The sequence below is a fragment of the Lentzea nigeriaca genome (assembly GCF_016907955.1).
Taxonomy (GTDB): domain Bacteria; phylum Actinomycetota; class Actinomycetes; order Mycobacteriales; family Pseudonocardiaceae; genus Lentzea; species Lentzea nigeriaca.
In genome coordinates, this window is sequence record NZ_JAFBCX010000001.1 from 456,363 (window position 1) to 479,235 (window position 22,873).

Annotated in this window: 24 protein-coding genes; 7 read left to right on the forward strand and 17 right to left on the reverse strand. The window is 69.5% G+C overall.

What is annotated here, in order from left to right; all coding sequences use genetic code 11:
• Window positions 1–42: 42 nt before the first annotated feature.
• Window positions 43–1,533: a serine/threonine-protein kinase gene (locus tag JOD27_RS01530; RefSeq protein ID WP_204760298.1), complete on the forward strand. Its 1,491-nt coding sequence runs from the start codon at window positions 43–45 to the stop codon at window positions 1,531–1,533.
• 66 nt (window positions 1,534–1,599) lie between these two features.
• On the forward strand, window positions 1,600–2,070 hold the full coding sequence (locus JOD27_RS01535) for a cupin domain-containing protein (protein ID WP_204760299.1): 471 nt from the start codon (window positions 1,600–1,602) through the stop codon (window positions 2,068–2,070).
• A 24-nt stretch (window positions 2,071–2,094) separates the two neighbouring features.
• Here the strand turns inward: JOD27_RS01535 and JOD27_RS01540 are convergent, their stop codons facing one another.
• Window positions 2,095–2,301 (reverse strand): ferredoxin, encoded by a 207-nt coding sequence (locus JOD27_RS01540; protein ID WP_372441658.1) that lies wholly within the window; start codon window positions 2,299–2,301, stop codon window positions 2,095–2,097.
• A complete protein-coding gene (locus tag JOD27_RS01545; protein WP_204760300.1) occupies window positions 2,286–3,506 on the reverse strand; it encodes a cytochrome P450 in 1,221 nt (406 codons plus the stop codon). The genes JOD27_RS01540 and JOD27_RS01545 overlap by 16 nt, the downstream gene beginning before the upstream one ends.
• Window positions 3,507–3,579: 73 nt before the next feature.
• On the opposite strand from JOD27_RS01545, the gene JOD27_RS01550 reads away from it, so the two are divergent.
• Window positions 3,580–4,230, forward strand: coding sequence for a TetR family transcriptional regulator (locus JOD27_RS01550; RefSeq protein ID WP_239566279.1), 651 nt, complete (start codon window positions 3,580–3,582; stop codon window positions 4,228–4,230).
• Here the strand turns inward: JOD27_RS01550 and JOD27_RS01555 are convergent, their stop codons facing one another.
• On the reverse strand, window positions 4,231–4,548 hold the full coding sequence (locus tag JOD27_RS01555) for a hypothetical protein (protein WP_204760301.1): 318 nt from the start codon (window positions 4,546–4,548) through the stop codon (window positions 4,231–4,233).
• A gap of 205 nt (window positions 4,549–4,753) precedes the next feature.
• On the opposite strand from JOD27_RS01555, the gene JOD27_RS01560 reads away from it, so the two are divergent.
• Both JOD27_RS01560 and JOD27_RS01565 read left to right on the forward strand, forming a co-directional pair.
• A complete protein-coding gene (locus tag JOD27_RS01560) occupies window positions 4,754–5,722 on the forward strand; it encodes a patatin-like phospholipase family protein (RefSeq protein WP_239566280.1) in 969 nt (322 codons plus the stop codon).
• Between the two features lie 5 nt (window positions 5,723–5,727).
• A complete protein-coding gene (locus JOD27_RS01565) occupies window positions 5,728–6,195 on the forward strand; it encodes a hypothetical protein (RefSeq protein ID WP_204760303.1) in 468 nt (155 codons plus the stop codon).
• Here JOD27_RS01565 and JOD27_RS01570 read toward each other — a convergent pair.
• From JOD27_RS01570 to cysD, 6 genes are read right to left on the reverse strand one after another with little or no spacing between them, the layout of a single operon-like run.
• Window positions 6,180–6,644 (reverse strand): SRPBCC domain-containing protein, encoded by a 465-nt coding sequence (locus tag JOD27_RS01570; protein ID WP_204760304.1) that lies wholly within the window; start codon window positions 6,642–6,644, stop codon window positions 6,180–6,182. The genes JOD27_RS01565 and JOD27_RS01570 overlap by 16 nt on opposite strands.
• Entirely contained in the window at window positions 6,641–7,420 is a 780-nt protein-coding gene (locus JOD27_RS01575) for an SDR family oxidoreductase (protein ID WP_204760305.1), read from the reverse strand. Before JOD27_RS01575 ends, JOD27_RS01570 begins: the two co-directional genes overlap by 4 nt.
• The gene (locus JOD27_RS01580; RefSeq protein WP_204760306.1) at window positions 7,420–8,568 is read right to left on the reverse strand and encodes a sulfotransferase family protein; all 1,149 of its coding nucleotides are present in this window, start codon (window positions 8,566–8,568) and stop codon (window positions 7,420–7,422) included. Before JOD27_RS01580 ends, JOD27_RS01575 begins: the two co-directional genes overlap by 1 nt.
• A complete protein-coding gene (locus JOD27_RS01585; protein WP_204760307.1) occupies window positions 8,565–9,620 on the reverse strand; it encodes a DUF1214 domain-containing protein in 1,056 nt (351 codons plus the stop codon). Before JOD27_RS01585 ends, JOD27_RS01580 begins: the two co-directional genes overlap by 4 nt.
• A gap of 58 nt (window positions 9,621–9,678) precedes the next feature.
• Window positions 9,679–11,460, reverse strand: coding sequence for an adenylyl-sulfate kinase (gene cysC / locus JOD27_RS01590; RefSeq protein ID WP_204760308.1), 1,782 nt, complete (start codon window positions 11,458–11,460; stop codon window positions 9,679–9,681).
• Entirely contained in the window at window positions 11,460–12,347 is an 888-nt protein-coding gene (gene cysD, locus JOD27_RS01595) for a sulfate adenylyltransferase subunit CysD (RefSeq protein WP_372441659.1), read from the reverse strand. Before cysD ends, cysC begins: the two co-directional genes overlap by 1 nt.
• A 72-nt stretch (window positions 12,348–12,419) precedes the next feature.
• Here cysD and JOD27_RS01600 point away from each other — a divergent pair, with 72 nt between their 5' ends.
• Window positions 12,420–13,034 (forward strand): TetR/AcrR family transcriptional regulator, encoded by a 615-nt coding sequence (locus JOD27_RS01600; protein WP_204760310.1) that lies wholly within the window; start codon window positions 12,420–12,422, stop codon window positions 13,032–13,034.
• Here the strand turns inward: JOD27_RS01600 and JOD27_RS01605 are convergent.
• From JOD27_RS01605 to JOD27_RS01635, 7 genes are all read right to left on the reverse strand, one after another.
• Window positions 13,021–13,662, reverse strand: coding sequence for a hypothetical protein (locus JOD27_RS01605; protein WP_204760311.1), 642 nt, complete (start codon window positions 13,660–13,662; stop codon window positions 13,021–13,023). The genes JOD27_RS01600 and JOD27_RS01605 overlap by 14 nt on opposite strands.
• A 56-nt stretch (window positions 13,663–13,718) precedes the next feature.
• A complete protein-coding gene (locus JOD27_RS01610) occupies window positions 13,719–14,267 on the reverse strand; it encodes a cysteine dioxygenase family protein (RefSeq protein WP_204760312.1) in 549 nt (182 codons plus the stop codon).
• Between the two features lie 21 nt (window positions 14,268–14,288).
• On the reverse strand, window positions 14,289–15,278 hold the full coding sequence (locus JOD27_RS01615) for a YeiH family protein (RefSeq protein WP_204760313.1): 990 nt from the start codon (window positions 15,276–15,278) through the stop codon (window positions 14,289–14,291).
• A 127-nt stretch (window positions 15,279–15,405) separates the two neighbouring features.
• Window positions 15,406–16,308 carry a LysR family transcriptional regulator gene (locus JOD27_RS01620; protein ID WP_204760314.1) on the reverse strand — a complete coding sequence of 301 codons (903 nt, stop codon included), beginning with the start codon at window positions 16,306–16,308 and terminating at the stop codon, window positions 15,406–15,408.
• 58 nt (window positions 16,309–16,366) lie between these two features.
• Window positions 16,367–18,079, reverse strand: a complete 1,713-nt coding sequence (locus JOD27_RS01625) for a S8 family peptidase (RefSeq protein WP_307829819.1) — start codon at window positions 18,077–18,079, stop codon at window positions 16,367–16,369.
• Between the two features lie 155 nt (window positions 18,080–18,234).
• Entirely contained in the window at window positions 18,235–19,269 is a 1,035-nt protein-coding gene (locus tag JOD27_RS01630; protein WP_239566282.1) for an alpha/beta hydrolase, read from the reverse strand.
• Window positions 19,270–19,333: 64 nt separating this feature from the next.
• Complete coding sequence (locus tag JOD27_RS01635; RefSeq protein WP_204760316.1) at window positions 19,334–19,822, reverse strand: MarR family winged helix-turn-helix transcriptional regulator; 489 nt, start codon at window positions 19,820–19,822, stop codon at window positions 19,334–19,336.
• A 62-nt stretch (window positions 19,823–19,884) separates the two neighbouring features.
• Here JOD27_RS01635 and JOD27_RS01640 point away from each other — a divergent pair, with 62 nt between their 5' ends.
• Window positions 19,885–21,105: an amidohydrolase family protein gene (locus tag JOD27_RS01640; protein WP_204760317.1), complete on the forward strand. Its 1,221-nt coding sequence runs from the start codon at window positions 19,885–19,887 to the stop codon at window positions 21,103–21,105.
• Here the strand turns inward: JOD27_RS01640 and JOD27_RS01645 are convergent.
• Window positions 21,027–22,763, reverse strand: coding sequence for an AfsR/SARP family transcriptional regulator (locus tag JOD27_RS01645; protein WP_204760318.1), 1,737 nt, complete (start codon window positions 22,761–22,763; stop codon window positions 21,027–21,029). The two genes, JOD27_RS01640 and JOD27_RS01645, sit on opposite strands and share 79 nt — an antisense overlap.
• Window positions 22,764–22,873: the final 110 nt, after the last annotated feature.

Consider the following 22,873-nt stretch of genomic DNA (forward strand, 5'->3'; position numbering starts at 1 on the left):
CCGGGTGACGGCGCGGGGTGATCGGCTGAGAAACTTCCCGCCATGCGCGAGGTGGGCAACAGACGCTACCGGCTGCTCCGCGAGCTGGGGCGTGGCGGCATGGGGGCCGTGTGGCTCGGCAAGGACACCGTGCTCGGCCGTGACGTCGCGGTCAAGGAGCTGTTGCTGCCGGGCAACGTTCCCGTCGCCGAACGGGTCGTCTACCAGGAGCGGGTGCTGCGCGAGGCCAGGATCGCGAGCCAGCTCAGGGATCCGGCCGTGGTCACCGTGTTCGACCTCATCACGGAGGACGACCAGACGTTCATCGTGATGGAGCTGATCGACGCTCCGACGCTGGACGAGCTGGTCGACCTCGACGGCCCGCTCGACGTCAAGGCCGCGGCCACGCTCGCGCAGCAGCTGCTGAACGCGCTGGAGGCCGCCCACGAGTCCGGTGTCGTGCACCGGGACGTCAAGCCCGGCAACGTGATGGTGCCCGGCAGGGGTACCGCGAAGCTCACCGACTTCGGCATCGCCCAGTCGATCGACGACCCCCGCCTGACCGCGACCGGGACGTTGATCGGCTCGCCCGCCTACATGTCGCCGGAACGTCTCGCGGGCGGGCCGGCGACGCCCGCGTGGGACCTGTGGGCGTTGGGCGCGACGCTCTTCTACGCCGTCGAGGGCAGGGGCGCGTTCGACCGGCCCACCACCTCGGCGACGATCCTCGCGGTGATGAGCGAACGGCCGCAGCCGCGGGTGTCCGGTCCGCTGGGCGAGCTGATCACCGGGCTGCTCGAGCCCGATCCGGAACGCCGGTTGGGTGCCGCGCAGACACATCGGCTGATCGAACGCGCGTTGCACTCCGAGCCCGGAGCCGCGTTGACGCAACAGGTTCCGCCCGCGCCACCGATTCCGTCCGCGCCACCGGTCGTGCTCCCCCCGACCCCTCGCAAACGGCGCCCGATCGCCCTGATCCTCTCGGCGACGCTGACCCCGCTGTTCCTGGTCGGCGCGCTGATCTCGTTGTACCTCACCGTGTTCAAGCCGATGCTGGACAACCTGCAGGCCGGTGACCGGCAGGACGGTCCGGTGAGCACGGTGGCGATGCAACCGGTGCTGACCAGGGGACCGGGCGGCGACCTCGGGGAGGACACGCTGCGCGTGGTGACCAGCAGCGGGTGCCTGACCTGGACCCCGGCCAAGGGCGCCCCGAAGATCGACTCCAAGAACCGGGTCGGCTGCTACGCCGAGCACGACACCGAGTTCCTGTACTCGACCCTCGCGAACACCGAGACCGAGAAGGACGTGCCGTACCCCGGTACCGAGGAGCTGACGAAGATCGGCGGTACCAGGTGCGCGCGCATGTTCCTGTCGGACAAGGTGGCCGGCCAGGACAAGGAGAAGACGCTGCGGTACTGGGTGATCATCCCCACCGCGGAGGCGTGGAAGATGAAGACCGAGAACGGTTACCGCAACTCGGACCGCCTCATCCACTGCTTCGTGGGCAAGGCGGACGGCTCCAAGCTGACCGAACCGATCGTGAAGAGCTGACGGACCTGTCACATCCGCGCGGGCGATTGTGTCTACTCCACAGGAACCCACGAAAGGATCAAGAGAGTGTCCTACCCAGAGAAGGTGTACTTCGGCGAGTCCGGTGAGGTCAGCGCGACCTTCCGCCCGGCGAGCACCCCCGTCGACACCGGCCGGCCCGACAGCGGCATCCACTACCTCGCGACCACCGAGACCACGCGCGGCGAGTTCGGGCTCTACCGGGTCATCATGAAGCCGAGGGCGGGCGGACCGAGTACACACTTCCACCGCACGATCTCGGAGTCGTTCTACGTCCTCGACGGCACCGTGCGCATCTATAACGGCGACCAGTGGATCGACACGAAGCCGGGTGACTTCGTGTACGTGCCGCAGGGCGGTCTGCACGCCTTCCGCAACGACGCCGACGTCTCGGCCGAGATGTTGCTGCTGTTCACGCCGGGCGCGCCGCGCGAGGAGTACTTCGAGAAGCTCGGCACCGTCTCGAAGGACGACCTCACCGCGTTCCGCGAGAAGCACGACTCGTACTTCCTCGACTGAACCCGCACGCGGCGCGCCCTGCACTCAGTCCTTCACGAGGATGGCGGACGCAGGGCACACCGCCGCCGCGTGCCGCACGTCATCCGCGCGGGCCTCCGGTGGGCTTGCGTCCAGCAAATCCACCAGGCCGTCGGAGTCCCGCTGGTCGAACACGTCGTCCGCGGCGAGCACGCACTGCCCGGCGCCGACGCACTTCTCCAGATCCACCTCGACCTTCACAGCGACCTCCACGTCACGGGCAGCTCGGCGACACCACCGGTGAGCGTCGTGCGCACCCGCAGCTCGTCGAGGTCCTTCGCGAGCCGCAGGCCGGGCAGCCGGTGGGCCAGGGCCGCGAACACGACCCGCAGCTCGGTGCGGGCCAGCGAGGCGCCGATGCAGAAGTGGGCGCCGTGGCCGAACCCGAGGTGTGTCCTTTCCGGACGGTCGGGGTTGAACGCCTCGGGGTCGGAGTACACCTCGGCGTCGCGGTTGGCGGCGTTGACGGACAGGACCAGCGCGTCGCCGCGCCGGATGTCCACGCCCGCGATGGAGACGTCCTCGCGGGCGTAGCGCAGCAGGCCGAGGTCGCCGGGCGCGCCGAGCCGCATGATCTCCTCGACCACCGCGTCGACGCGACCGTCCGGATCGGCGACCAGGGCTTCCCAGCGGGACCGCTCGGTGAGCAGGAACAGCACGCCGAGGCCGATGCGGTTGACCGTGGTCTCGTGGCCGGCGAACAGCAGGCCGACGCAGAGCCGCACCATCTCGGCGTAGTCGTACGTCGGGTCCTCGCTCTGGGCGCGGATGAGGTCGGAGATCACGTCCTCGCCGAGCTGCGGGCGCTTGGTCTCGACGAGCCCGATCATGTAGCGGAGGAACTCCTCGCGGGCCTGGTGCGCCTCCTCGCCGATGGTCGTGTTGGCCATGCGCTCGGACAGCCTGCCGAAGAGCTCGTGATCGGACTCCGGCACACCGAGCAGCAGGCAGATCATCGCGACGGGCAACGGGTAGGCGAGCGTGGAGTGCAGGTCGGCGACACCGTCGGGGGACGCGTCGTGCTCGGCGACCAACCGGTCGAGGTAGCCCTCGACCAACCGTCCCATGTGGTCGGACAGCATCCGCATCCGCTTGGCGGAGAACGCGGGCGTGAGCAGGCGCCGCATGCGCGCGTGGTCGGCCTCCTCGGTCTCGAACTCGCCGGTCGGACCGTCCAGCACGGCGGCGGTCGTGATGCGCGAGGCGCGTTCGGGTTCGTGGTGGGAACGGCCGAAGCGCTTGTCGCCCAGCAGGAGGCGGACCTCCTCGTGCCGGGTCACGAGCCAGGCGGGGTCGCCCGCCGGCGTGGTGACGGGGGTGATCGGCGCTTCGCGGCGCAGGACTTCGTAGAGCGGGGCGAGCTCCAGGACGTTCGGCCTGGGCAGCGGCAGCTGGAGTCGTTCGGTGGCAGTGCTCATGGCTCGACCGTAGCGATTAATGGCACTCTCTGCCACTAAATGACCCGGCTGGGTGACGTGATTGAATCGCCCGATGACGGACGTTGTGTCAGAAAAGCCCCGCCGCGGCCGGCCGCCGGTGAGCGCCGAGCAACGTCAGCAGCAGCGCCTGGACATCTCCCGCCACGCGGTGCGGCTCTTCGCCGAACAGGGCGTCGCGGCCACCTCCGGTGAGCAGATCGCCCAGGCCGCCGGCGTCTCCGAGCGCACGTTCTGGCGCTACTTCCCGCAGAAGGAGAGCTGCGTCGAGCCGCTGCTCACCAAGATGATCGACGCCTTCTGCGCGGTGCTGCGCGCCTGGCCGCCCGAGCTCGAGCTTATCGACCACCTGCGCGCGACGTACTCACCGGTGCCGGACACGTCCTCGGACGAGGATGTCGAGTCCGTCCTCGAAGTCGTGCGGATGACCCACCAGGAACCGGCGTTGCGCGCCGCCTACCTCGTGCTCCGCGAACGGGCGGAGGACGCATTGGCGGACGTGCTGGCGAAACGGCTGGACCTGCCGCTCACGGCCGTCGAGGTGAAGATCCAGGCCGCCGCGATGAGCGCCGTGCTCAAGGTGGCCACCGACGACGTCGCCCACGCCTCGGTCGAGGGCGTCACGACGGAGGCCCTGGAGGGACACCGGGAGCAGATGGCGAGCGCGGTCAGCCGGGTGTTGCGCGGCCTGTCGCAGCTGCGGTGATCAGGCGGGGTTCCAGTTCGCGAACGCCCACACGAACACGACCACCAGGACGATCACGACCACCAGACCGGCGGCACCCGCCCAGGCCAGTCCCGCGCCCAGCGACCGCCACGGACGCGGCGTGGCGGCCCTGACCACCACGCCGGCCAGCGCCGAACCGAAGGTGATCCAGAGGAACGTGTAGGCGTACTCGCCGCCCCGCCAGCCGAGCGGCCGCATGAGGTCGTTCAGGAAGGCGAACACGGTCAGCACGAGCAACGCCACCGGGACGGCGAAACCGGCCAGTGCGGCGACCCGGCCGCGGTCGAGTTCGGTCATGCTTCGAGCTTGCGCGCAGCCCGACGGCTCCGGCATCAGTACAACTACGCAGGCTCGGCCTCGCACCGTGGCCCGATGCCACCGCTTCCGGAGGGTTACCGCACTTGCGCCTGCCGAAGTAGCCGCGGCGAACGCGTATCAGGAGCCTCTCCGCACGCCCCTCTGCAGGTTGAGTGCAATTCGCAGCGGGGTAGGGGTGGTCCGGTTGAGCGAGAAGTCGGTGGACCTCGTGCTGGAAGGCGGGGGAGTGAAGGGCATCGCGCTGCTCGGCGCGGTGCTGGTGCTGGCCGATGCGGGCTGTCGGTTCCAGCGGATCGCCGGGACGAGCGCGGGCGCGATAGTGGCGGCATTGGTTGCCGCCTACCAGAAAGAGGGGAAGAACCTGGCGGAGCTCGCCGACGTCATGCGCGACGTGGACTACCGCCGGTTCGCGGACGAGCCCTGGCCGCAGCGGGTGACCGGTGTGGCAGGCGATGCCCTGGCCGCCTTCGTGCACGGCGGATCACACGGCGGTGACTACCTCGTGGAGTGGTTGACGCCGTTGCTCGAGGGCGTCGGCGTGCGCACGTTCGCCGATCTGCGCTGCCCCGACGAAGGTGGTTCGCTGCAGGACCACCAGAAGTACTCGCTCGTGGTGCACGCAAGTGACCTCTCGCGCCGCGCTCTCGTACGCCTTCCTTGGGACTACGCGCTGTACGACCTGAACGCGGACGACCAGAGCGTCGTGGACGCGGTGCGCGCTTCGATGGCGATCCCGTTCTACTTCCGGCCGGTCCACGTCGCGACGCGGCGGGGAACCTGCACGTGGGTCGACGGAGGTCTGCTCGCCAACTTCCCGATCACGGTGTTCGACCGCACCGACGGCGCGGCCCCCAGGTGGCCCACCTGGGGCGTCAAGCTCTCCGGCCGCCCGGTGGCCGGTCAGGACCGGCCCGTCCGCACGGTGCCGGGCATCGCGGTCAACTGCCTGCGGACGCTGACCGGTGACTGGAACCAGTACCGGCTCGACAGCGAGGGCGTCGGCCGCCGGACGATGTTCGTGGACACGATGAACGTCTCGGCCACCGACTTCGGCATCTCCCGCGCCGAGCAGGAGAAGCTGTTCGAGAACGGGCGGCAGGCAGCCCGCGAGTTCCTGGACGTCCAGTCCTCCGCCCGACGGCTCGCGGGGTGATCGACGTGAACGGATCCGCTGTCGCCGGGGACGTCTTCTCCTCGCGGGACGAACGGGGTGGTTTCCGGACACACGCGGCGCTTCTGCTCGTCGTGGTCAACATCGGGCTGCTCGTGGCGGGTGTGGCTTCGTCGTTCTGGTTCTTCGGCGCGAGCATCGGAGTCGCCGGACTCGCGGTCGCGTTGCCTGCCACCAGCCTGTGTACGTTCATCGTGCTCTTCACCGACCACAAGGACATCAGAACCGCGGTCATGGGCGCGTTCACCGTGCTGTACCTGGGTTTCGTCTCGGCGACCTTCAACACCGAGTTCATCACGATGATGAACGACCAGAACGGCTTCGGCCGGCACGTCTACGACAGCTTCAACACGTTCATGCTGGTGATGCTCGGGTTCTACTTCGGTGGCAAGGCAGTCGAACGGGTCATGACCAAACGGCCTGCCGGCAAGTCCAACGATCAGACTGCGGACTGACCGAGTCGGATGATGTGCACACGGTCGCGCAGGGCGTGTGCGACGGAGTCGAAACCCTTCTTCACGTACTCGCCCTGGGCCGCGAACACGGCCTCGGCGTACTTGCCCGTGAACGTCTCGAACGTGTGGTAGCCGCACCGCTGGGGCCCGAGCGGCGTGATCACCTGGTCACGCGTGCCGAGCAGCCCCGGGAACGTGTCGCCGGTGTCGTAGCGCAGCAGGCGCGGCGCGTCGACGACGCGGATGTACTCGCGGCTGACCCACGTGCCCTCGCTCCCGTCCGGCATGGGCAGTGTGAGGTCGATCGGCGAGCCGACGGCCAACGTGGTGTCCACGGCCATGGTGTACGGATTCCACTGTGGATAGTTCGGGTAGTCGATCAGCACGCTCCACACGAACTCGGCGGGCGCGTCGATCTCCACGGTCACCGATGTGATGAGACAGCTCATGCCGGCATGTACTCCCCACCGTTGACGTCGAGCACCGCACCGGTCACCTCGGAAGCCAAGCGGGACAACAGGAACAGCACCGCCCCGGCGCACGCCTCGTCGGTCGGGATGCGGCCGAGCGGGTTGCGCGCGGCGATCTCGTCGTAGACGTCCTGCTCGCTCACCCCGCGCGCGTCCGCGGTGAACTCGAGGTAGAACCGCACCCCCGGTCCGTCCAGCCAGCCCATGATCGCCTGGTTGGCACGGATGCCGTGCTCGCCGAGTTCCAAGGCGAGGAACCGGGTCGCTGTGGCCATCGCTGCCTTCGCCACCGCGTACCCGGCCTCGCCCCGCATCGGCTTGCGGGCCGCCATGGTGCCGATGTTGACGATCGAGCCACCCCCCGCGGCCTGCATGCGCGGCACGACTTCGCGGGTCACGTTCAACGCGCCGAACAGGATGATGTCCATCGACCTGCGGATCGCCTTCTCCGGCGTCTCCAGCAGGTCGAAGAAACCGGGGTGGCCGAACGCCGAGTTGACCAGGCCGGTGATCTTCCCGAACTTCTCGACCGCGGTCGAGACCAGGTTCGCGACCTCCTCCGGCCTGCGGACGTCGCACTGCACACCGACGGCCTCGCCACCTGCCGCCGCGACGTCCTTCTCCACCTGCTTCATCACGTCGGCGGACCGGGCGGCCATCACGACCTTCGCGCCCTCGGCGGCGGCGCGGACGGCGAGCTTCGAGCCCAGGCCGGGGCCGACGCCGGTGATCAGCACGACCTCGTCTTGCAGCATCACAGGTAGACCTCCGAGTAGAAGGTGAAGTCGCGGCGCAGCTGGTCATCGGACAGCCCGAAGTCCCCGGGCGTGTAGGAGTGCGAGCCGTGTCGTTCGGTGCGGTTCTGCGCCAGGTAGGTCTCGAACGCCGCGCCGTCGGCGGGACCGGCGGGCAGGCCCAGCGCGTCGAGCACCCGGCGGGCGACCTCCACGGGTCTGCTGACGGTGTCGGCGAACCGCACGTCCACGAACCGATCGGGACGGGCCTCCCGTGCGGAGGTGAAGTCCTGCAACGTCCTGGCGAACCGGCGCGACCAGTACCGTCCAATGCGGACCGGATCGACGCTGTCGCTGTACTGCGACGACATCGCGCGGACCATCGAGGCGTACGACGGCACGGCGTTGACGGGCGAGCGGTGCGTCATCACGATCTTGCAGTCGGCGAACGTGTCGAACACGGTGCCGACCGCGGTGAGGTGGTGCGGTGACTTGAGCACCCAGGGCCGGTCGCGGCCGGGGTTCTGCCACTGCAACACCTGCAGCCACTCGCGCAGCTCGGCATAGGCCTTCGACTGGTCGGCGGAGCGCAGCCAGTCGCCGTACGTCGGCACCCAGTAGAACGAGTCGTAGCTCATCGACACGAACGTCCGGTCGAGCAGGAGCACGTCCTCCTCCGGCCCGTCCCACACGACCGTGTGCAGGTCGCCGAAGTCGGGGGTGAGCTGTGCGAACATCTCCATGCGCTCCTGGGCGCGGCGTTTGCGCACCGCCGCGTCCTGACCCTCGCCGGGGAACGGGATCGGGTAGGCGACCTCCCACGACAGTGTCGACGTGACCTGGGGCGACGCGGACAACAACCGGTGCAGCAGCGTCGATCCGGTGCGCGGCAGACCGCAGATCTCCGCGGCCACGCGCACTTCCTCCTCCAGCACGGCCGGGTGTTCCCGTTGCAGAGCGCGGAGGCGCAACCGGTCGGCGAGCAACGCGGTCAGCCGGTGCCTGGTCAGCTCGAAGCCCAGCGGTGACAGCGCGGCCTCGGTGTTGAGGCTCGTCACGAGAACGTCGAGCGGCTCCCGGAACCAGTCGTCGCCGAAGTCGGAGAGTCCCGTCTTCGCGCAGGCCTTCTCCATCAGCTCCGGCACGTTCAGCGCGGTCGTCACCGTCATCGCATCTCCTCCAGGGAAACCACGCGGCACTTGGGAATCGGGTGCTCGGTCGCGCCGAGCCAGCGCAGCAACGCGGTGCCCGAGCCGTGCCCGCAGGTGTCGATCCAGTTCGCGACGCCCGGATCCCGTTCCGCGACCACGATCGTGAGCCGGCCGTCGGAGTCCAGGACGGCGGTGTGCTTGTTCACGGTGATTTTCTTGTGACTGTGGTCGAGCGACTCCATCCACCAGTTGTCGAGCTGGAAGTTCCAGTACGGGCAGTCCGGCACGTCGGTCTCGATCACCCACGCCTCGCCCGGCCGCAGCGACCAGTACCCGTGCAGGTAGAAGATCTCCGGGTCGCCGCCCGCGCGCTGGAACATCTCCTGGCCGAAGTCGGGGAGCTCGTTGGGGCGCGCCATGAACGTCCGCGTCCAGTGCGCGAACGTCGCCGCGGTGCCGTGCACCGACAACGCCGCCCGTTGCAGCGCTTTGGCCAGGAACTCAGGGGTGAGCTCAGCGGGTTCGGCGGGGCCGCCGATCTGCTCGATGTGCCACTCGCCGGGCACTTCGGCGGTGCGGTCGAGGTACGTCTGGCGCACCACCAGGCCGGTCGAGTCGGGAGCGAGCGGAAGCCAGTTGGTGCCTTGGCGTTCCGCGCTCGCGATGATCTCCACCGTGCCGTCCGGCGCGATCACCAGGTCGCCGTCGGACAGCTCGCCGGTCGACGCCATCGTGCCGTCCTTGGCGTACCGGTTGGCCTTGGAGCCGATGCTGAAGTACGCGATGCTGCCGCGCGTCCCGGTGATCCGGTAGGTCCTGTCGCCGCGGATGTTCGCCGAGAGGTACACGTTGTCCGGGTTGTCCGCGCCGATCTTCACCAGGTCGAGCTGGTGGAAGCGCGGGAAGTCGGGATCGGCGTTGTCCAGACAGGAGTACAGCATCTCGCGGGTCAGCCGGGCGAGGTAGCGGTAGCCCTCCGCGCGGTCCAGCGGGGTGTCGGGACCGGAGGAGATCACCTCACCGGCCTTCTCGAGCGCCCGGCAGAACTGCGACCACGCCTGATCCGGCACGGAACCCTCCCGAATTTAGAACGTGTTCTAGCTGAACATACCCGATTCTGGACAACGTTCAACAGACTCCGAGCGCACGCAGCCGTGCCACCACGACCTCGGCGGCCTGCTCGGGGCTCAACGCCGTGGTGTCGAGCCGGACCTCGGGGTTCTCCGGTGGTTCGTAGGGCGAGTCGATGCCGGTGAAGTTCGCCAGCTCACCCCGCCGGGCACGGGCGTAGAGGCCCTTGGGGTCGCGCCGCTCGGCGACCTCCAGCGGCGTGTCCACGAAGACCTCGCAGAACTCGTTCTCGCCGACGAGCTCCCTGGCGAGCGTCCGCTCGGCGCGGAACGGCGAGATGAACGAGACCAGCACGATCAGGCCGGCGTCGACCATCAGCGCGGCCACCTCGGCGATGCGCCTGATGTTCTCGACGCGGTCGGCGTCGCTGAACCCGAGGTCGGAGTTCAGCCCGTGCCGCACGTTGTCGCCGTCCAGCAGGAACGTGTGCCTGCCGTCGGCGTGCAGGGCCTTCTCGACCAGGTCGGCGATCGTGGACTTGCCCGCCCCGGACAGCCCGGTCAGCCACACCACGCACGGCCGGTGCCCGTTGCGTGCGATCCGCGCCTGCTTGTCCACGGTCAGCGTCTGCCAGCGCAGGTTCGCCGACCGCAACGCGCAGTCGATCATCCCCGCGCCGACCGTGGCGTTGGTCAGCCGGTCGAGCACCACGAACGAGCCGAGATCGCGGTTGGTGCGGTAGCTCTCGAACGGCACGGGCGTGTCGAAGTGCACGCTGTCGACGCCGATCTCGTTGAGCTGCAACGCCTTCGTGGCGGTGAACCCGACGGTCCTGGCGCCGATCTTGGCCAGGTACTGCCTGCCGGGCAACAGGCCGTTCTCGTTCAGCCACACCAGGTGCGCCTGGAACGCGTCCGCCACACCCGGTGGATCAGCCGCGAACGCCAGCACGTCACCGCGGCTCGCGTCCACATCGTCCGCGAGCACGACCGTGACCGACGATCCCGTTGGCGCTTCCAGGAGATCGCCGTCCATCGTGACGATCCGATCCACAGTGGACTTGCGTCCTCCCGGCAACACCCGGACCTCGTCACCCTGGCGCAGGGTTCCGCGCAGCACCCGCCCGGAGAAGCCGCGGAACGTGGCGTCCGGCCGGTTGACCCACTGCACGAGGAACCGGGACGGGCCGTCCTCCTCGGCGTCGACGACGACCGTCTCCAGCCACTGCAGCAGCGTTTTCCCGTCGTACCACGGAGTCAGCTCGCTGTGGCCGACCACGTTGACGCCCTCGGTCGCCGACATCGGCACGCACGTGATCTCCGCGAAGCCCAGGTCGGCGGCGAACTCCGTGAACTCGAAGCAGACCCTTCCGAACGCCTCCCGCGAATAGCCCAGGAGGTCGAGCTTGTTCACGGCCAGCGCGACGTGCCGAATGCCCAGCAACGACACGATGCGAGCGTGCCGACGAGTTTGGCTGAGCACGCCTTTGCGTGCGTCGAGCAGGATCACCGCGGCATCAGCGGTGGACGCCCCGGTGACCATGTTGCGGGTGTACTGCTCGTGCCCCGGAGTGTCTGCGACGATGAACCGCCGCGCCTCCGTGGCGAAGAACCGGTAGGCGACGTCGATCGTGATGCCCTGCTCGCGTTCCGCCGCCAGCCCGTCCACGAGCAGTGCGAAGTCCAGCTCGCCACCACGCGTGCCGACGCGCTTCGAGTCGGCCTCCAAAGCTGCCAGGTGGTCGGCGTACAGCAGTTTCGACTCGTACAGCAAGCGTCCGATCAGCGTGCTCTTGCCGTCGTCGACGCTGCCGCACGTGATGAACCGCAGAAGTTCCATCAGAAGTAGCCTTCCCGCTTCTTGCGCTCCATCGAGCCGCTCTGGTCGTGGTCGATCAGCCGCCCCTGCCGCTCGGACGTGGTCGCGGCGCGCATCTCCTCGACGATCTCCTGCACGGTCCGCGCCTCGCTGCGCACAGCGCCCGTCAGCGGATAGCAGCCCAGCGTGCGGAACCGGACGAGCTCGTGCCGCGGTGGCTCGGTGAGCGGCATCCGATCGTCGTCCACCATGATCAGCATTCCGTCGCGGTCGACCACGGGCCGCTGAGCCGCGAAGTACAGTGGCACAACAGGAATCCGCTCGCGTTCGACATAGCGCCACACGTCCAGCTCCGTCCAGTTGGACAGCGGGAACACCCTGATGCTCTCGCCGGGCGCGACCCGCGTGTTGTAGAGCCGCCACAGTTCCGGCCGCTGGTTCTTCGGGTCCCACCGGTGCTGCGCGGTCCGGAACGAGAACACCCTTTCCTTGGCACGACTGGCTTCCTCGTCGCGCCGCGCCCCGCCGAACGCGAGGTCGAACCGGTGCTCGTCGAGCGCCTGCCGCAGCCCCTGGGTCTTCCACAGGTCGGTGTGCCGCGCGGAACCGTGGTCGAACGGGTTGATGCCGAGCGCCACGCACTCCGGGTTGCGGTGCACGATCAGCTCCAGCCCGAGCTCGGCCGCCGTCCGGTCACGGAATTCGATCATCTCCCGGAACTTCCACGTGGTGTCCACGTGCAGCAACGGGAACGGTGGCTTCGACGGATGGAAAGCCTTGCGCGCCAAGTGGAGCAGCACCGAGCTGTCCTTGCCGATCGAGTACAGCAGCACCGGTCGCCCGCTCTCCGCGACCGCCTCGCGGAAGATGTCGATGCTGTCGGCTTCGAGCCGGTCGAGGTGGTCCACGCACCGACGGTAGCAACCAAACCGAACAACGTTCAATATGCTTCTGAACGTTGTTCAAAGTAGGATTCCGGGGTGAGCACCGAGCAGACGGCGTGGGGTGACGCGGAGGGCAGGCGGCGGGACATCCTGTCGTCCGCCGAGCTGATCCTCGAACAGAGCGGCTACGCGGGCCTGACCATGCGCGCGATCGCGGTGGGGGCCGGCGTCAGCTCCGGCACCGTGTACCAGTACTTCTCCGGCAAGGAGGACGTGTTCGCGGCGCTGATGGAACGGCGCCTGGAGGAGCTGCAGCGCACGCTCGCGCAGGTCGATCGGAGCCTCGGGATCGCCGGTGTGCTGCGCCGGATCGAACCCCAGGTCACCGAGCTGTGGCGGCGGTTCGGGAGGTCGGCCGCGCAGTGGGAGGCGAAGGTGCTCTCGGGGGGCCGCCGGGGCAAGGAGGTCGCCGGGTCAGCGCAGGACTACCGCAAGACGATCAAGGCGCTCGCGAAGGCGTTGACCGAGACCGCGGCGGCCAGCGGTCAGACGCTCATCGACGACCCGGCGCTGCCGCACTGGGTGTGGGACTCGCTGATCGGGCTCGCGGACGACCTGCTGCTGCAGGGCGCGCGGTCGAACCGCGTCAAGCCCGCGCACCTCGTCGAGTTCGCGACGGCCGCGATCGAGCGGGGCGTCATTTCCCGGTGACGAGCGAGTCCAGCGTGGCACCGGTGTGTTCACCGCAGTGCTTGCGGGACGCGTCGAGCGTGGCCTGCTTGTCGGCCTCGTCCTCCTTGCCGGCCTCCCCGAAGAGCCGCCGCAGCAGCTCGGCCTGTTCGTCGAGGCCGACCCGCAGGAAGTCGCTGCAGGTCGAACGCACGGTGAGCCGGCCGTCCTCCGGCATCAGGTCCACCGGCCCGACGACGAACAGCAGCGCCACGATGATCGCCAGGCCGAACGCGATCACCGCGCCACCCGACGAGCTCTTCCGCGGCGCGAGCCAGTTCTGAGCCTGCTCCACGAACGGGTCCGGCTCGCTCAGCTCGGTGTCGATCCAGAACTCGAGGCTGTCGCCGCCGACCAGGTCGAACTGGACATGACCCGCGGCGAACATGATGCGCACGACCTGTTTGCGCTGGTACGCCCCGGTCCAGAACGGTTCTGGCCGCACGAGTACGAGCCGGTCGGGCAGCAGGAACACCACGTCGCGCTCGCCGCGGGCGAGGCGTTCGGTCTGGCCAGGCTGCACGACGGTGCCCGCCAGCCGTGCCAGTACCTGGTCGTGTTCGTGCTCGTCGAGGGCCGCGGCGGCCGTCGACCACAGATCGGGTTCCACGTCCCTGCTATCGCTCCGGCCGTGGACCTTGGTTAGCCACTGCGGCGATGTTGGTCTTAATGGCTCTCATCACGTGGCTTCGGCACGACCGGAAGGTCGTACCTGCGCCGGATGCTGGTGCCGAGCACGCCGATGTCGGCTCCGTAGACGTGGATCGAGATCGCCACCGAGTCCGAGTGGTTGCAGACCTTGTGGATGTCGCCCGGCGGCACCAGGTACGACGCCACACCCTGTGGCGTCCGGTTCACCTGCAACGGGATCAGCCGGTCGCCCACGAGCCGATAGGTGGTCTCTTCTTCTTCGCCGACGTACGTGCCCACCACACACCACGACACGTGGTCGTGGATGCACGTCTCCTGCCCTGGCAACCAGACCAGGGCGACGACCGAGAAGCTGCCGTCGGGCTCCACGTGCAGGACGTGCTGGCGGTAGTGGTGCGGGTCGGGTTCGCGGTGTGCGGGGTCGAGCAGGTCCTGGTCGGTGAGGTGGCCGGTCAGGGCTCTGGCGACCCGTGCGGCGACGGCGGTGTCGTCACCACCCGAGGTCACGGCGGTGCGGATGTCGCCGACCAGGAGGGCGGCGGTGGGGGAGAGCAAACGAGGCATGGCGGTGACTCCTTCGCTGGGTCACGTGATCAGAAGAGCGCCCGTCAGCGCGACCGCGGCGATCAGGACCGTGGAGAGCAGGCCCAGTACCAGCGCGGGCAGGCCGGAGCGGACGAGGGAACGCAGGCGCACGGCCGTGCCCAGGGCGAACATGCCGGCGGCCAGCAGCAGGTTGTCCACGAACGTCGCGAACGACAGCACCGCCTCCGGCAGCAGACCGGTGGCGCGCACGGCGGCCGCGGCGAGGAACCCGACGACGAACAACGGCACGATCGGCGGCCGGGTGCCCGTGAACTTGCGGCGCTCGGCGATGCTCACCGCGGCGAGCATCGGCGCCAGCAGCACGACCCTGGTCAGCTTCACCGCGACCGCGATGGCGAGCGCTCCGGCGACCGGCCCGGCGGCGGCGACGACCTGCGCGACCTCGTGCACGCTTCCACCGGCCCACACGCCGTACCCGGCGGGGGACAGCCCGGTGAGCGGGTGCAACGCGGGCAGGCTGAACATCGCCACGGTGCCGAAGAGCGTGACGAGGCCGAGCGCCCTGGCGACGTCCTCCTCGTCCTGCTCCCGCACACCGTTCATCGCGGCGACGGCCGACGCGCCGCAGATCGAGAACCCGGTCGCGATCAGCAACGACAGCCCTTCGCCCACACCGAGCACCCGTCCGAGCCAGCGGGTCACGACGAACGTCACCACCACGGCGACGACCGCGAGTGCCAGCACCTCGTACCCGAGCGCCAGCACGTCCCTGACCACCAGCTTCAGCCCGAGCAACACGATGCCGACGCGCAACAGCCGCCGTCCGGCGACCTTGAAGCCGGGCGCGAGCGACGCGGGCAGCCGCACGACGTTGGCCACGACGGCACCCAGCAGGACCGCCACGGTCAACGCGCTGACAGAGGGCAGCACCCAGGCGGCGAACATCGCGACCGCGACACCACCGGCGACCACGGCCAGACCGGGTACCGGTGAGTCGATCGCGCGCGGCGTTGTCCGGATGCTGCCCATGACAGCAACCATCACCCCGCTGGGCTATGCGCAGAAGATGGCCGTTCCTTGGGTGGGTATAAGCCAGCGTTATGTGTCCAGGATGGTCAGCTCGCGGGCGTCGCGGCGGTGGTCCATTGGCCCCCCGTCACGCAGTCGCGGCCGCCGTCACCATCGCGTCCACCGTGGCACGCATGAGCGGCAACCGAATCAGATCCGGCCACGTGTAGAGCGCGGTCTCCCGTTCCGCACTCGATTCCACCTCGACCGTCGTCAGCCCGGGATGCTGCAGGAACGACAACAACAACCGGGGCACCAACGCGACCCCGAGCCCAGCCGTGACCAGACTCTGGATCGCCAGGTTGTCGTCCGTGGAACAGGTGATGTCCGGCGTGAACCCGGCCTCGGCACACGCGTCGTGCAGCGCCCGCTGGCAACGCGGGCACCCGGCGATCCAGCGCTCACCCTCGGTCTCCGCGAGCGACACCCTTCCGCGGCCCGCGAGCCGATGCCCCGCGGGCAGCAGCAACGCGAGCGGCTCCCGCATCAGCGGCACCCGCAGCATCCCGGCGACGGCCGCGTCGTCCTGCGGTTCGCCGTGGTAGCTGAAGCTGATCACCACGTCTGCCGTGCCGCTGCGGAGCAGGGCGAACGAGTCCGGCGGCTCCTCCTCGACCAGTTCGAGCCGCAGCTGAGGGCGTTCCTTCGCGAGGATGGCCGCCGCCACGGGCACGAGCGAGACGTTGGCGCTCGGGAACGCGCAGATGCGGATGGTACCGATGTCGTGCGTCGCGATCGCGCTGATCTGCTGGTGCGTCGCGGCCAGCTGCTCCAGCAACACCGTGCCTCGTTCGGCGAGGATGCGGCCTGCCTCGGTGAGGTTCAGCCCGCGGCCGGTGCGGACGAACAGCGGTCCGCCCACCTGCCGTTCCAGTGCCCGCATCTGCTGGCTGATCGCCGGCTGGGTGCAGTGCAGCTCCCGCGCGGCCGCGCTGAACGAGCCCGTTCTGGCGACGGTCGCGAACATTTCGAGCTGGCGGGTATCGAGCACTTTCGCACCATATGCCTGATCGGCCGTCCGCGATGGACGGCCGATCAGGCGACACGATCTAGAACGTGAGCTTCCAGGAGTTGATGTAGCCCGTGTCGACGGCGGCCACGTCCTGCACCTTCAGCTTCCACGTGCCGTTCGCGACCTCGCTGGAGGCGTTGACCGTGAACGTCTGCACGATGTTGTCGGCGCTGTCGTTGCTGGAGTTCTGCAGCCGGTACGCCGTGCCGTCCGGGGCGATCAGGTCGACGACCAGGTCACCGCGGTAGGTGTGCACGATGTTGACGTCGACCTTGAGCGTGGCCGGGGCGTTGCCCGCCACACCCGTGACCGTGATGGAGCTGGTCACGGCCGCGCCGTTGTCCGGGATGGCGACGTCGGTGGTGTTCTCGAACGACGTGCCGGGCGTGCCGGTGCCGACGGCGGCGAGCGCGTCGACGCGGCCCTCGCCGAAGAAGTTGTTCTTCGCGGTGGTGCCGGAGCAACGGCTGTCGGTGCAGCTCAGGTCGTCGGCCTGGGTGGCGAGCAGCTGACGCAGCTGGGCAGGGGTGGCCGTGGGGTTGGTCGACTTGAGCAGCGCTGCCACACCCGCGACGTGCGGGGAGGCCATCGACGTGCCGGACTTCAGGCCGTACCCGCCGCCGGGGACGGTCGAGTAGACGCTGTCGCCCGGCGCCGCGATGTGGATCTTGTCGGTGCCGTAGTTGGAGAACGACGACTTGCTGTTCGACGAGGTGATCGACGAGACGGTGACGACGCCGGAGGCCTCGGTCGGCATGCTCAGGCACGCGTTGGTGACGGTGCGCTGCACGGCGGTGGAGTCGTTGGGGCTCGTCGAGTCGGTGGTCTTGTTCGCGAGGTTGTAGTTCTCGTTGCCCGCCGCGGCCACGTTCAGCACGCCCTTGCCCTCGGCATAGGCCACGGCCCGCTTCACACCTTCGAGGATGGCGTCCTGGTCGGCGTTGTCCGGGCAGTTGAACAGCCACGGGTCGGTGTAGTAGCTGTTGTTGGTCACCTCGAACCCGCGGTCACCGGCGAAAACCATGGCGCAGATGGTGTTCTCGGCGAAGAAGAACGCGGTATCCGGCTCCGCGATGCGCACCGAGGCGATCTTCACGCCCGGCGCCACACCGACCATGCCGCGCCCGTTCTTGGCCGCCGCGATCGTGCCCGCGACGTGCGTGCCGTGGGTGTCGACGTCCCGCCACGCGCCGGCGCGGGTGTCGAGCTTGCCGTAGGCGCACGACGCGGAGTTGGCCGCGTCGAAGTTCGTCTTGAGGTCGTCGTGCAGGTCGTCGACACCGGTGTCGAGCACGCCGACCGTCACGTTCGCCGAGCCCTGGTTGACCGCCCACGCCTTGTCGGCGCCGATCTGGGTCATGTCCGAGCGCACCGGCTCGCTGGTCGCCGGCGTGGACTGGGGCTTCGCGGCGGGGATCGCCGGGTTGGCCGCGGCGGCGGGGACATCCGATGTGCGGGTGGCACCCACTTTCTGCACACCGGTGACGGTGCGCATGCGGCTCGCGAAGTCAGTGGCACCGGAATGGGCGACGATGACGCCGATCGCGTCGTACGTGGCCCAGACCGTGCCGCTGTTGCTCGTGATCGCCGACGCGGCACCGCTGGTGGCACCCGGCGCCGTGATGACCAGGTACGCGCGTGTGCCCGCGAGAGGCGCCGCGGCGGCGGGGGTGACCGCCGTCAGGACACCGGCGCCCACGGCCGCGGCGATGACCACGGTGCGCAGGCGTGATCGTGAACGCAAGAACACTGTTCCTCCAACACTCCCTAGCGGGCGATGCCCGCGCACGTGCGCGCGGGTGCAGGGGCCCGTCAACGGCATTAGAGGAGGTCAGCCCGGAATCGGGACGCGCCGTCGCGGAAATGCTCCGTTCGGTTCAGGCCGAACGTCGCACGTCAAACGCGTCAGCGGCGGGTGATCAGCCCGACGAAGTGGTTCATGTCGGCCTGCACGCACGGCTCCTCGGCGTGCTTGCCGGTGCACCCCGGCGCCCAGCCGCTGCCGTCGCCGTAGTCGGAGAAGTGGAACGGAATCCCCGCGGCGGTCAGCTGGGAGGCGGTCACCAGTGCCGTCTCCCTGGCCCGGTTCTCGAGCACCGCCTGGATCGGGTTGAGCGTCAGGTCACCGCCGTTACCGGTGTAGAGGGCGACGCCCATGCCGCGCAGCGACGCGACGTGCTGGGCAGGGCTCTGGGCGTTCCACACGCCGTCGAACGGCCAGATCGGCGGGCCGAAGATCGCGTCGGCGCCGACGGTGGGGGAGCCGGAGCCGGGGTTGAGCTCGCTCGCGACGACGGCGGCCCGCACCTCCGAGTTCCGCAGGTCGAGGCCGCCGGAGAAGCTGCCGACGTAGTTGAAGAGGTCGGGGCGGTGCTCGGCGTAGTGGAACGCGCCGAAGCCGCCCATCGAGTGGCCGACGATCGCGCGGCCGTCCCTGGTGGCGATCGTGTTCAGGTTGGCGTCCACGAACGGGATGAGCTGCTCCAGGTGGAACGTCTCCCAGTTCTGCGGGCCGGCGGCGCCGGGGTTGACCCAGTTCGAGTACCAGCCGCGGCCACTGCCGTTGGGCTGCACGGTGATCAGCCCGGCGCCGCGCGTCGCGTTCTCGACGACGCGCTGGTTCCACGCCGCGTCCGGCCGGTCGGGGTGGCCGTGCAGGTAGTACTGCACCGGGTAGCGGGCCGTCCGGTCGTAGTTCTCGGGCAGGGTCACGACGATCGCGTGCCTGCCGAGCTCCTGACCCTCCAGCAGGGTCGGGGCGGGCACCTGGTTCGTGGAGACGCTGAGGACGAACGTGCGCTGCTTGTCGTCGACCCACTTCGGCTGGCTCGTCACCACCAGACCGAACCCGTCGGCGAACTGCGGAGGTGTGGCTTCGGCGGCGCTCGCGGGACTGCACAGTGCCAGGACGGCGATCACCGCGGCGGAAAGTCGGATCATGGCCTTGATCATGGTGCCGGGGCCGGTCGGAGAACAGGCCATTGACCGGCCATTGCTGGCCTGATCAGCGCGGAAGGTGTTCGGAGACCTCGCGCAGCGCGGCTGTGGCCCGCTCCAGCACGTCGGCGGGGATACCCGCCAGCACCTCGTCGTGCGCCTTGCTGTTCGCGATCACGACCTCCTCGGCGAGCGACCGGCCGCGCGGGGTGAGGCGGACGTAGGTGCTGCGGCCGTCGGTCTCGTCCGGCTCGCGCTCGACCAGCCCGCGGCCCACGAGCCGGTTCACCACGTTGCTCGTGCCGCCGGTCGACAGCAGCAGCGAGCGGCTGAGCTCGTTCGCCTTGAGGCGGTACGGCTTTCCACTGCGGCGCAACGCGGCCAGCACGTCGAAGTCCGCGCCGGTGAGGTCGAACCTGGTCACGGTCGCGCGGGTGGCCTCGCCGAGCAGTCCCGACAGCACCATCACGCGCTTGCCGAGCTCCGAGCTCGCGACGAGGGCTTCCGGGAGTTCCGCCCGCCACCTGTCCAGGAGTTCTTCCACGCGATCCGTCACAGGTCAGAGCCTATTGCACACCGTGATAGCTTTTAAGAAAGCTTTCGAGTGAGGGGGATTCGATGGACTTCGTGCTGCGCAACGCGCTGGTGATCGACACCGACCCGGTCGTGGCTCTGCCCGGCACCGACGTGCTGATCACCGACGGCCGGATCGCCGCGGTCGGCGAGGGGCTGACCGCCGGGACGGTGATCGACTGCACCGGCCGGATCGTGCTGCCCGGTTTCGTCGACACGCATCGACACCTGTGGCAGGTGCTGGTGCGGTCGTTCCTGGCCGAGATGTCGCTCGGCGAGTACCTGGAGAAGATCCTGCGGCCGGTGCAGGCGGTGCTCTCCCCGGAGGATCTGGCGATCGGCACCCTCGCCGGCGCTCTCGAATGTCTCGCGTCCGGCATCACGACCGTGCAGGACTACTCGTTCGCGCCGACCTTCGACCACGCCGAGGCGGCCGTGCAGGCGCTGCGCGAGTCGGGCATCCGCGCGATGTACGGCTATGGGCAGCCGGTGTTCGGGCCCGCCTGCTCGGAGGAGGACGTGCGGCGTGGCGCCGGGCTCGGCGGCGGCCTGGTCGACATCGCGCTCGCACCGCTCGGACCGTCCTTTTCGGACATCACCGTGGTCGAGCGGGAATGGCGTCTGGCCAGGTCGCTGGGGTTGCGCGTGGTCACCCACGTCGCCGGGCACGACAACCCGATCTCGGCACTGCGCGACCGCGGCCTGCTCGACGCGAACACCACCTTCGCCCACGGCAACGACCTCGGCGACGACGAGCTGAAGCTGATCGCCGAAGCCGGTGCCGGCCTGTCGCTCGCGCCCGCCGTCGAAGCGGCGATGGGGCACGGCAAGCCGATGGTGCGCCGCACTCGTGCGTTGGGTGTGCCGACCGGTCTCGGTGTGGACTCGGTGACGGTCGTCGCGGGGGACATGTTCTCGTTGATGCGCGCGACCCTGCTCTCCGCGCACCTGAGCGAGGGTGCGCACGTGACGCCCGCGGACGTGCTGCGGATGGCGACGATCGAAGGTGCGGCGGTGATCGGGATGGCGGATCGGGTCGGATCGCTCGGCGTGGGCAAGCAGGCGGATCTGGTGGTGCTGCGGGCTGACGACCTCAACCTGCTCGGCGCTCACGACCCGATCGCCGCGGTGGTCTCGGCCGCACACCCCGGCAACGTCGAGAAGGTGTTCGTGGGTGGTGTGCGGAGTCAGCGGCAGGACGTGCGGCTCCAGCTCGACGGACTCAGCTCGGCGGCGAAGAGCCGCATCAGGCCCGGCAACCGGTAGGTGTCGCCGTCACTCCATTCGGCGAGCCCGAGATCCACCAGGTGGTCCAGCGCCGCCTCGGTCTCCAGCACGTCCGCGCCCAACGCGCCGGCGGCGGTGACGGCGTCACACACCTCGTACCGGCCCAGAAGCCGGAACGCGGAGGCCGCCAGCGGGTCGTCGACGGCACCGAAGGCGGTGGCGCAGGCGGCGCGGACCGACTCGCCGCCGAAGCTGAGCTCGGACAACGGATCGGCGGCCAACCGGCGGGCCAGCCAGGCCAGCGGTCGGGTGGGACGGTGCGCGAGGATCGCGCCCGCGATGTGCAGTGCCAGCGGAACCCCGTGGCAGCACTGGACGATCCTGGCCGCCGCGCCGGGTTCGGCCTCGGCCCTCGGCACCAGTCGGGTCAGCAGCTCCACTCCGTCCACATCGGACAACAGGCCGAGCCTGAGGTGCTCGGCGCCGTCGAGCAGGAGAGGCGCCCGGCTGGTGATCAGCACGGCGCACGGGCCGGTCGCGGGTAGCAGTTCGCGCAGCGGTGCGGGATCGGTCGCGCTGTCGAGCACCACGAGGACCGCCCGGTCCGCGAGTCGTGATCGCAGCAGGGCGGCGGCCTCGTCCGCCGCGTGCGGCACCTCGGACGCACCGAGGTGCCGCAGCAGCCGGTGCGGAACTCTGGTCGCCTGCCGCAGGTCGACGTAGAGCTGGCCGTCGGGGAACATCGGTGCCGCGCGGTGCGCGACCTCCAGTGCCAGCGCGCTCTTGCCGACCCCGAACTGGCCGTGCACCACGGCCACGGCGGGCGTGTTCCCGCACAGCAAGGCCTGCAGCCGTGCCGCTTCGGGTCCGCGACCGGCGAACGAACGGCAGGGCGCGGGAAGCTCCTTCGGTACCGGAGCGGAACAAGCGCGCACGGTCACGGCCGCGGTCAGCCCGGGATCGCGGTCGAGCACGGCCTGGTGCAGCTTCACGAGCTCCGGTGACGGTTCCAGGCCGAGGCGGTCGGCGATCACCCTGCGGTAGTCGGTGTAGACGGCCAGGGCTCCGGCCAGGTCGCCCGACCTGTACAGGGCCGTCACGAGATGCGCTCGCGGCCGTTCCCGCAACGGGTGCTCCGCCACGAACTCGCGCAACGGCGTGATCAGCTCGCGGTGCTCACCGAGGCCCAGCCGCGCGTCGAAGTGGTCCTCCGTCACCGCCAGCCGCAGCTCCTCGACCGGTGCGATCGACGCCGCGAGCGCCTCGCAGCCCGCGAGGTCCTCGAGCACGGCTCCCCGGCACGCGGACAGCGCCTCGCCGAGGTGCCGCGCGGCCGTCGCGTGGTCGCCGCGGGAAAGCGCTGTCCTGCCCGCGTCGGCGCGTTCGGTGAACAGGTGCAGGTCCAGCTCGCCCGGTCGCACAGCGAGCTCGTACCCGGCCTGCCGTCCGGTGATGCGCTGTGCGCCATCGGGAAGCAGCTGACGCAGCCGATTGGCGTACGTGCGCAGGTTCGCCACCGCGGACATCGGCGGCTCGTCGGGCCACAACGTCCTGACCAGCCTGCGGATCGGCACCGTCCGGCCGGGGTTGAGCAGCAGCGTGGCGAGCAGGAGGCGTTGCTTGAGCGAGCCGAGCGCGACCGTCGTGCCGCGGGCGCGCACCTCGAGCCTCCCCAGGACCCTGAACTCGACTGACACGCCGGTGATCCTGACTGTGGCCGCTGACACACCGCCGACACGGCCTACACGCGGCCGTGTATGCGCGCTGGCCGTCGCTGTGTACGCGCCTTTCCTACGTTGGCGCCACC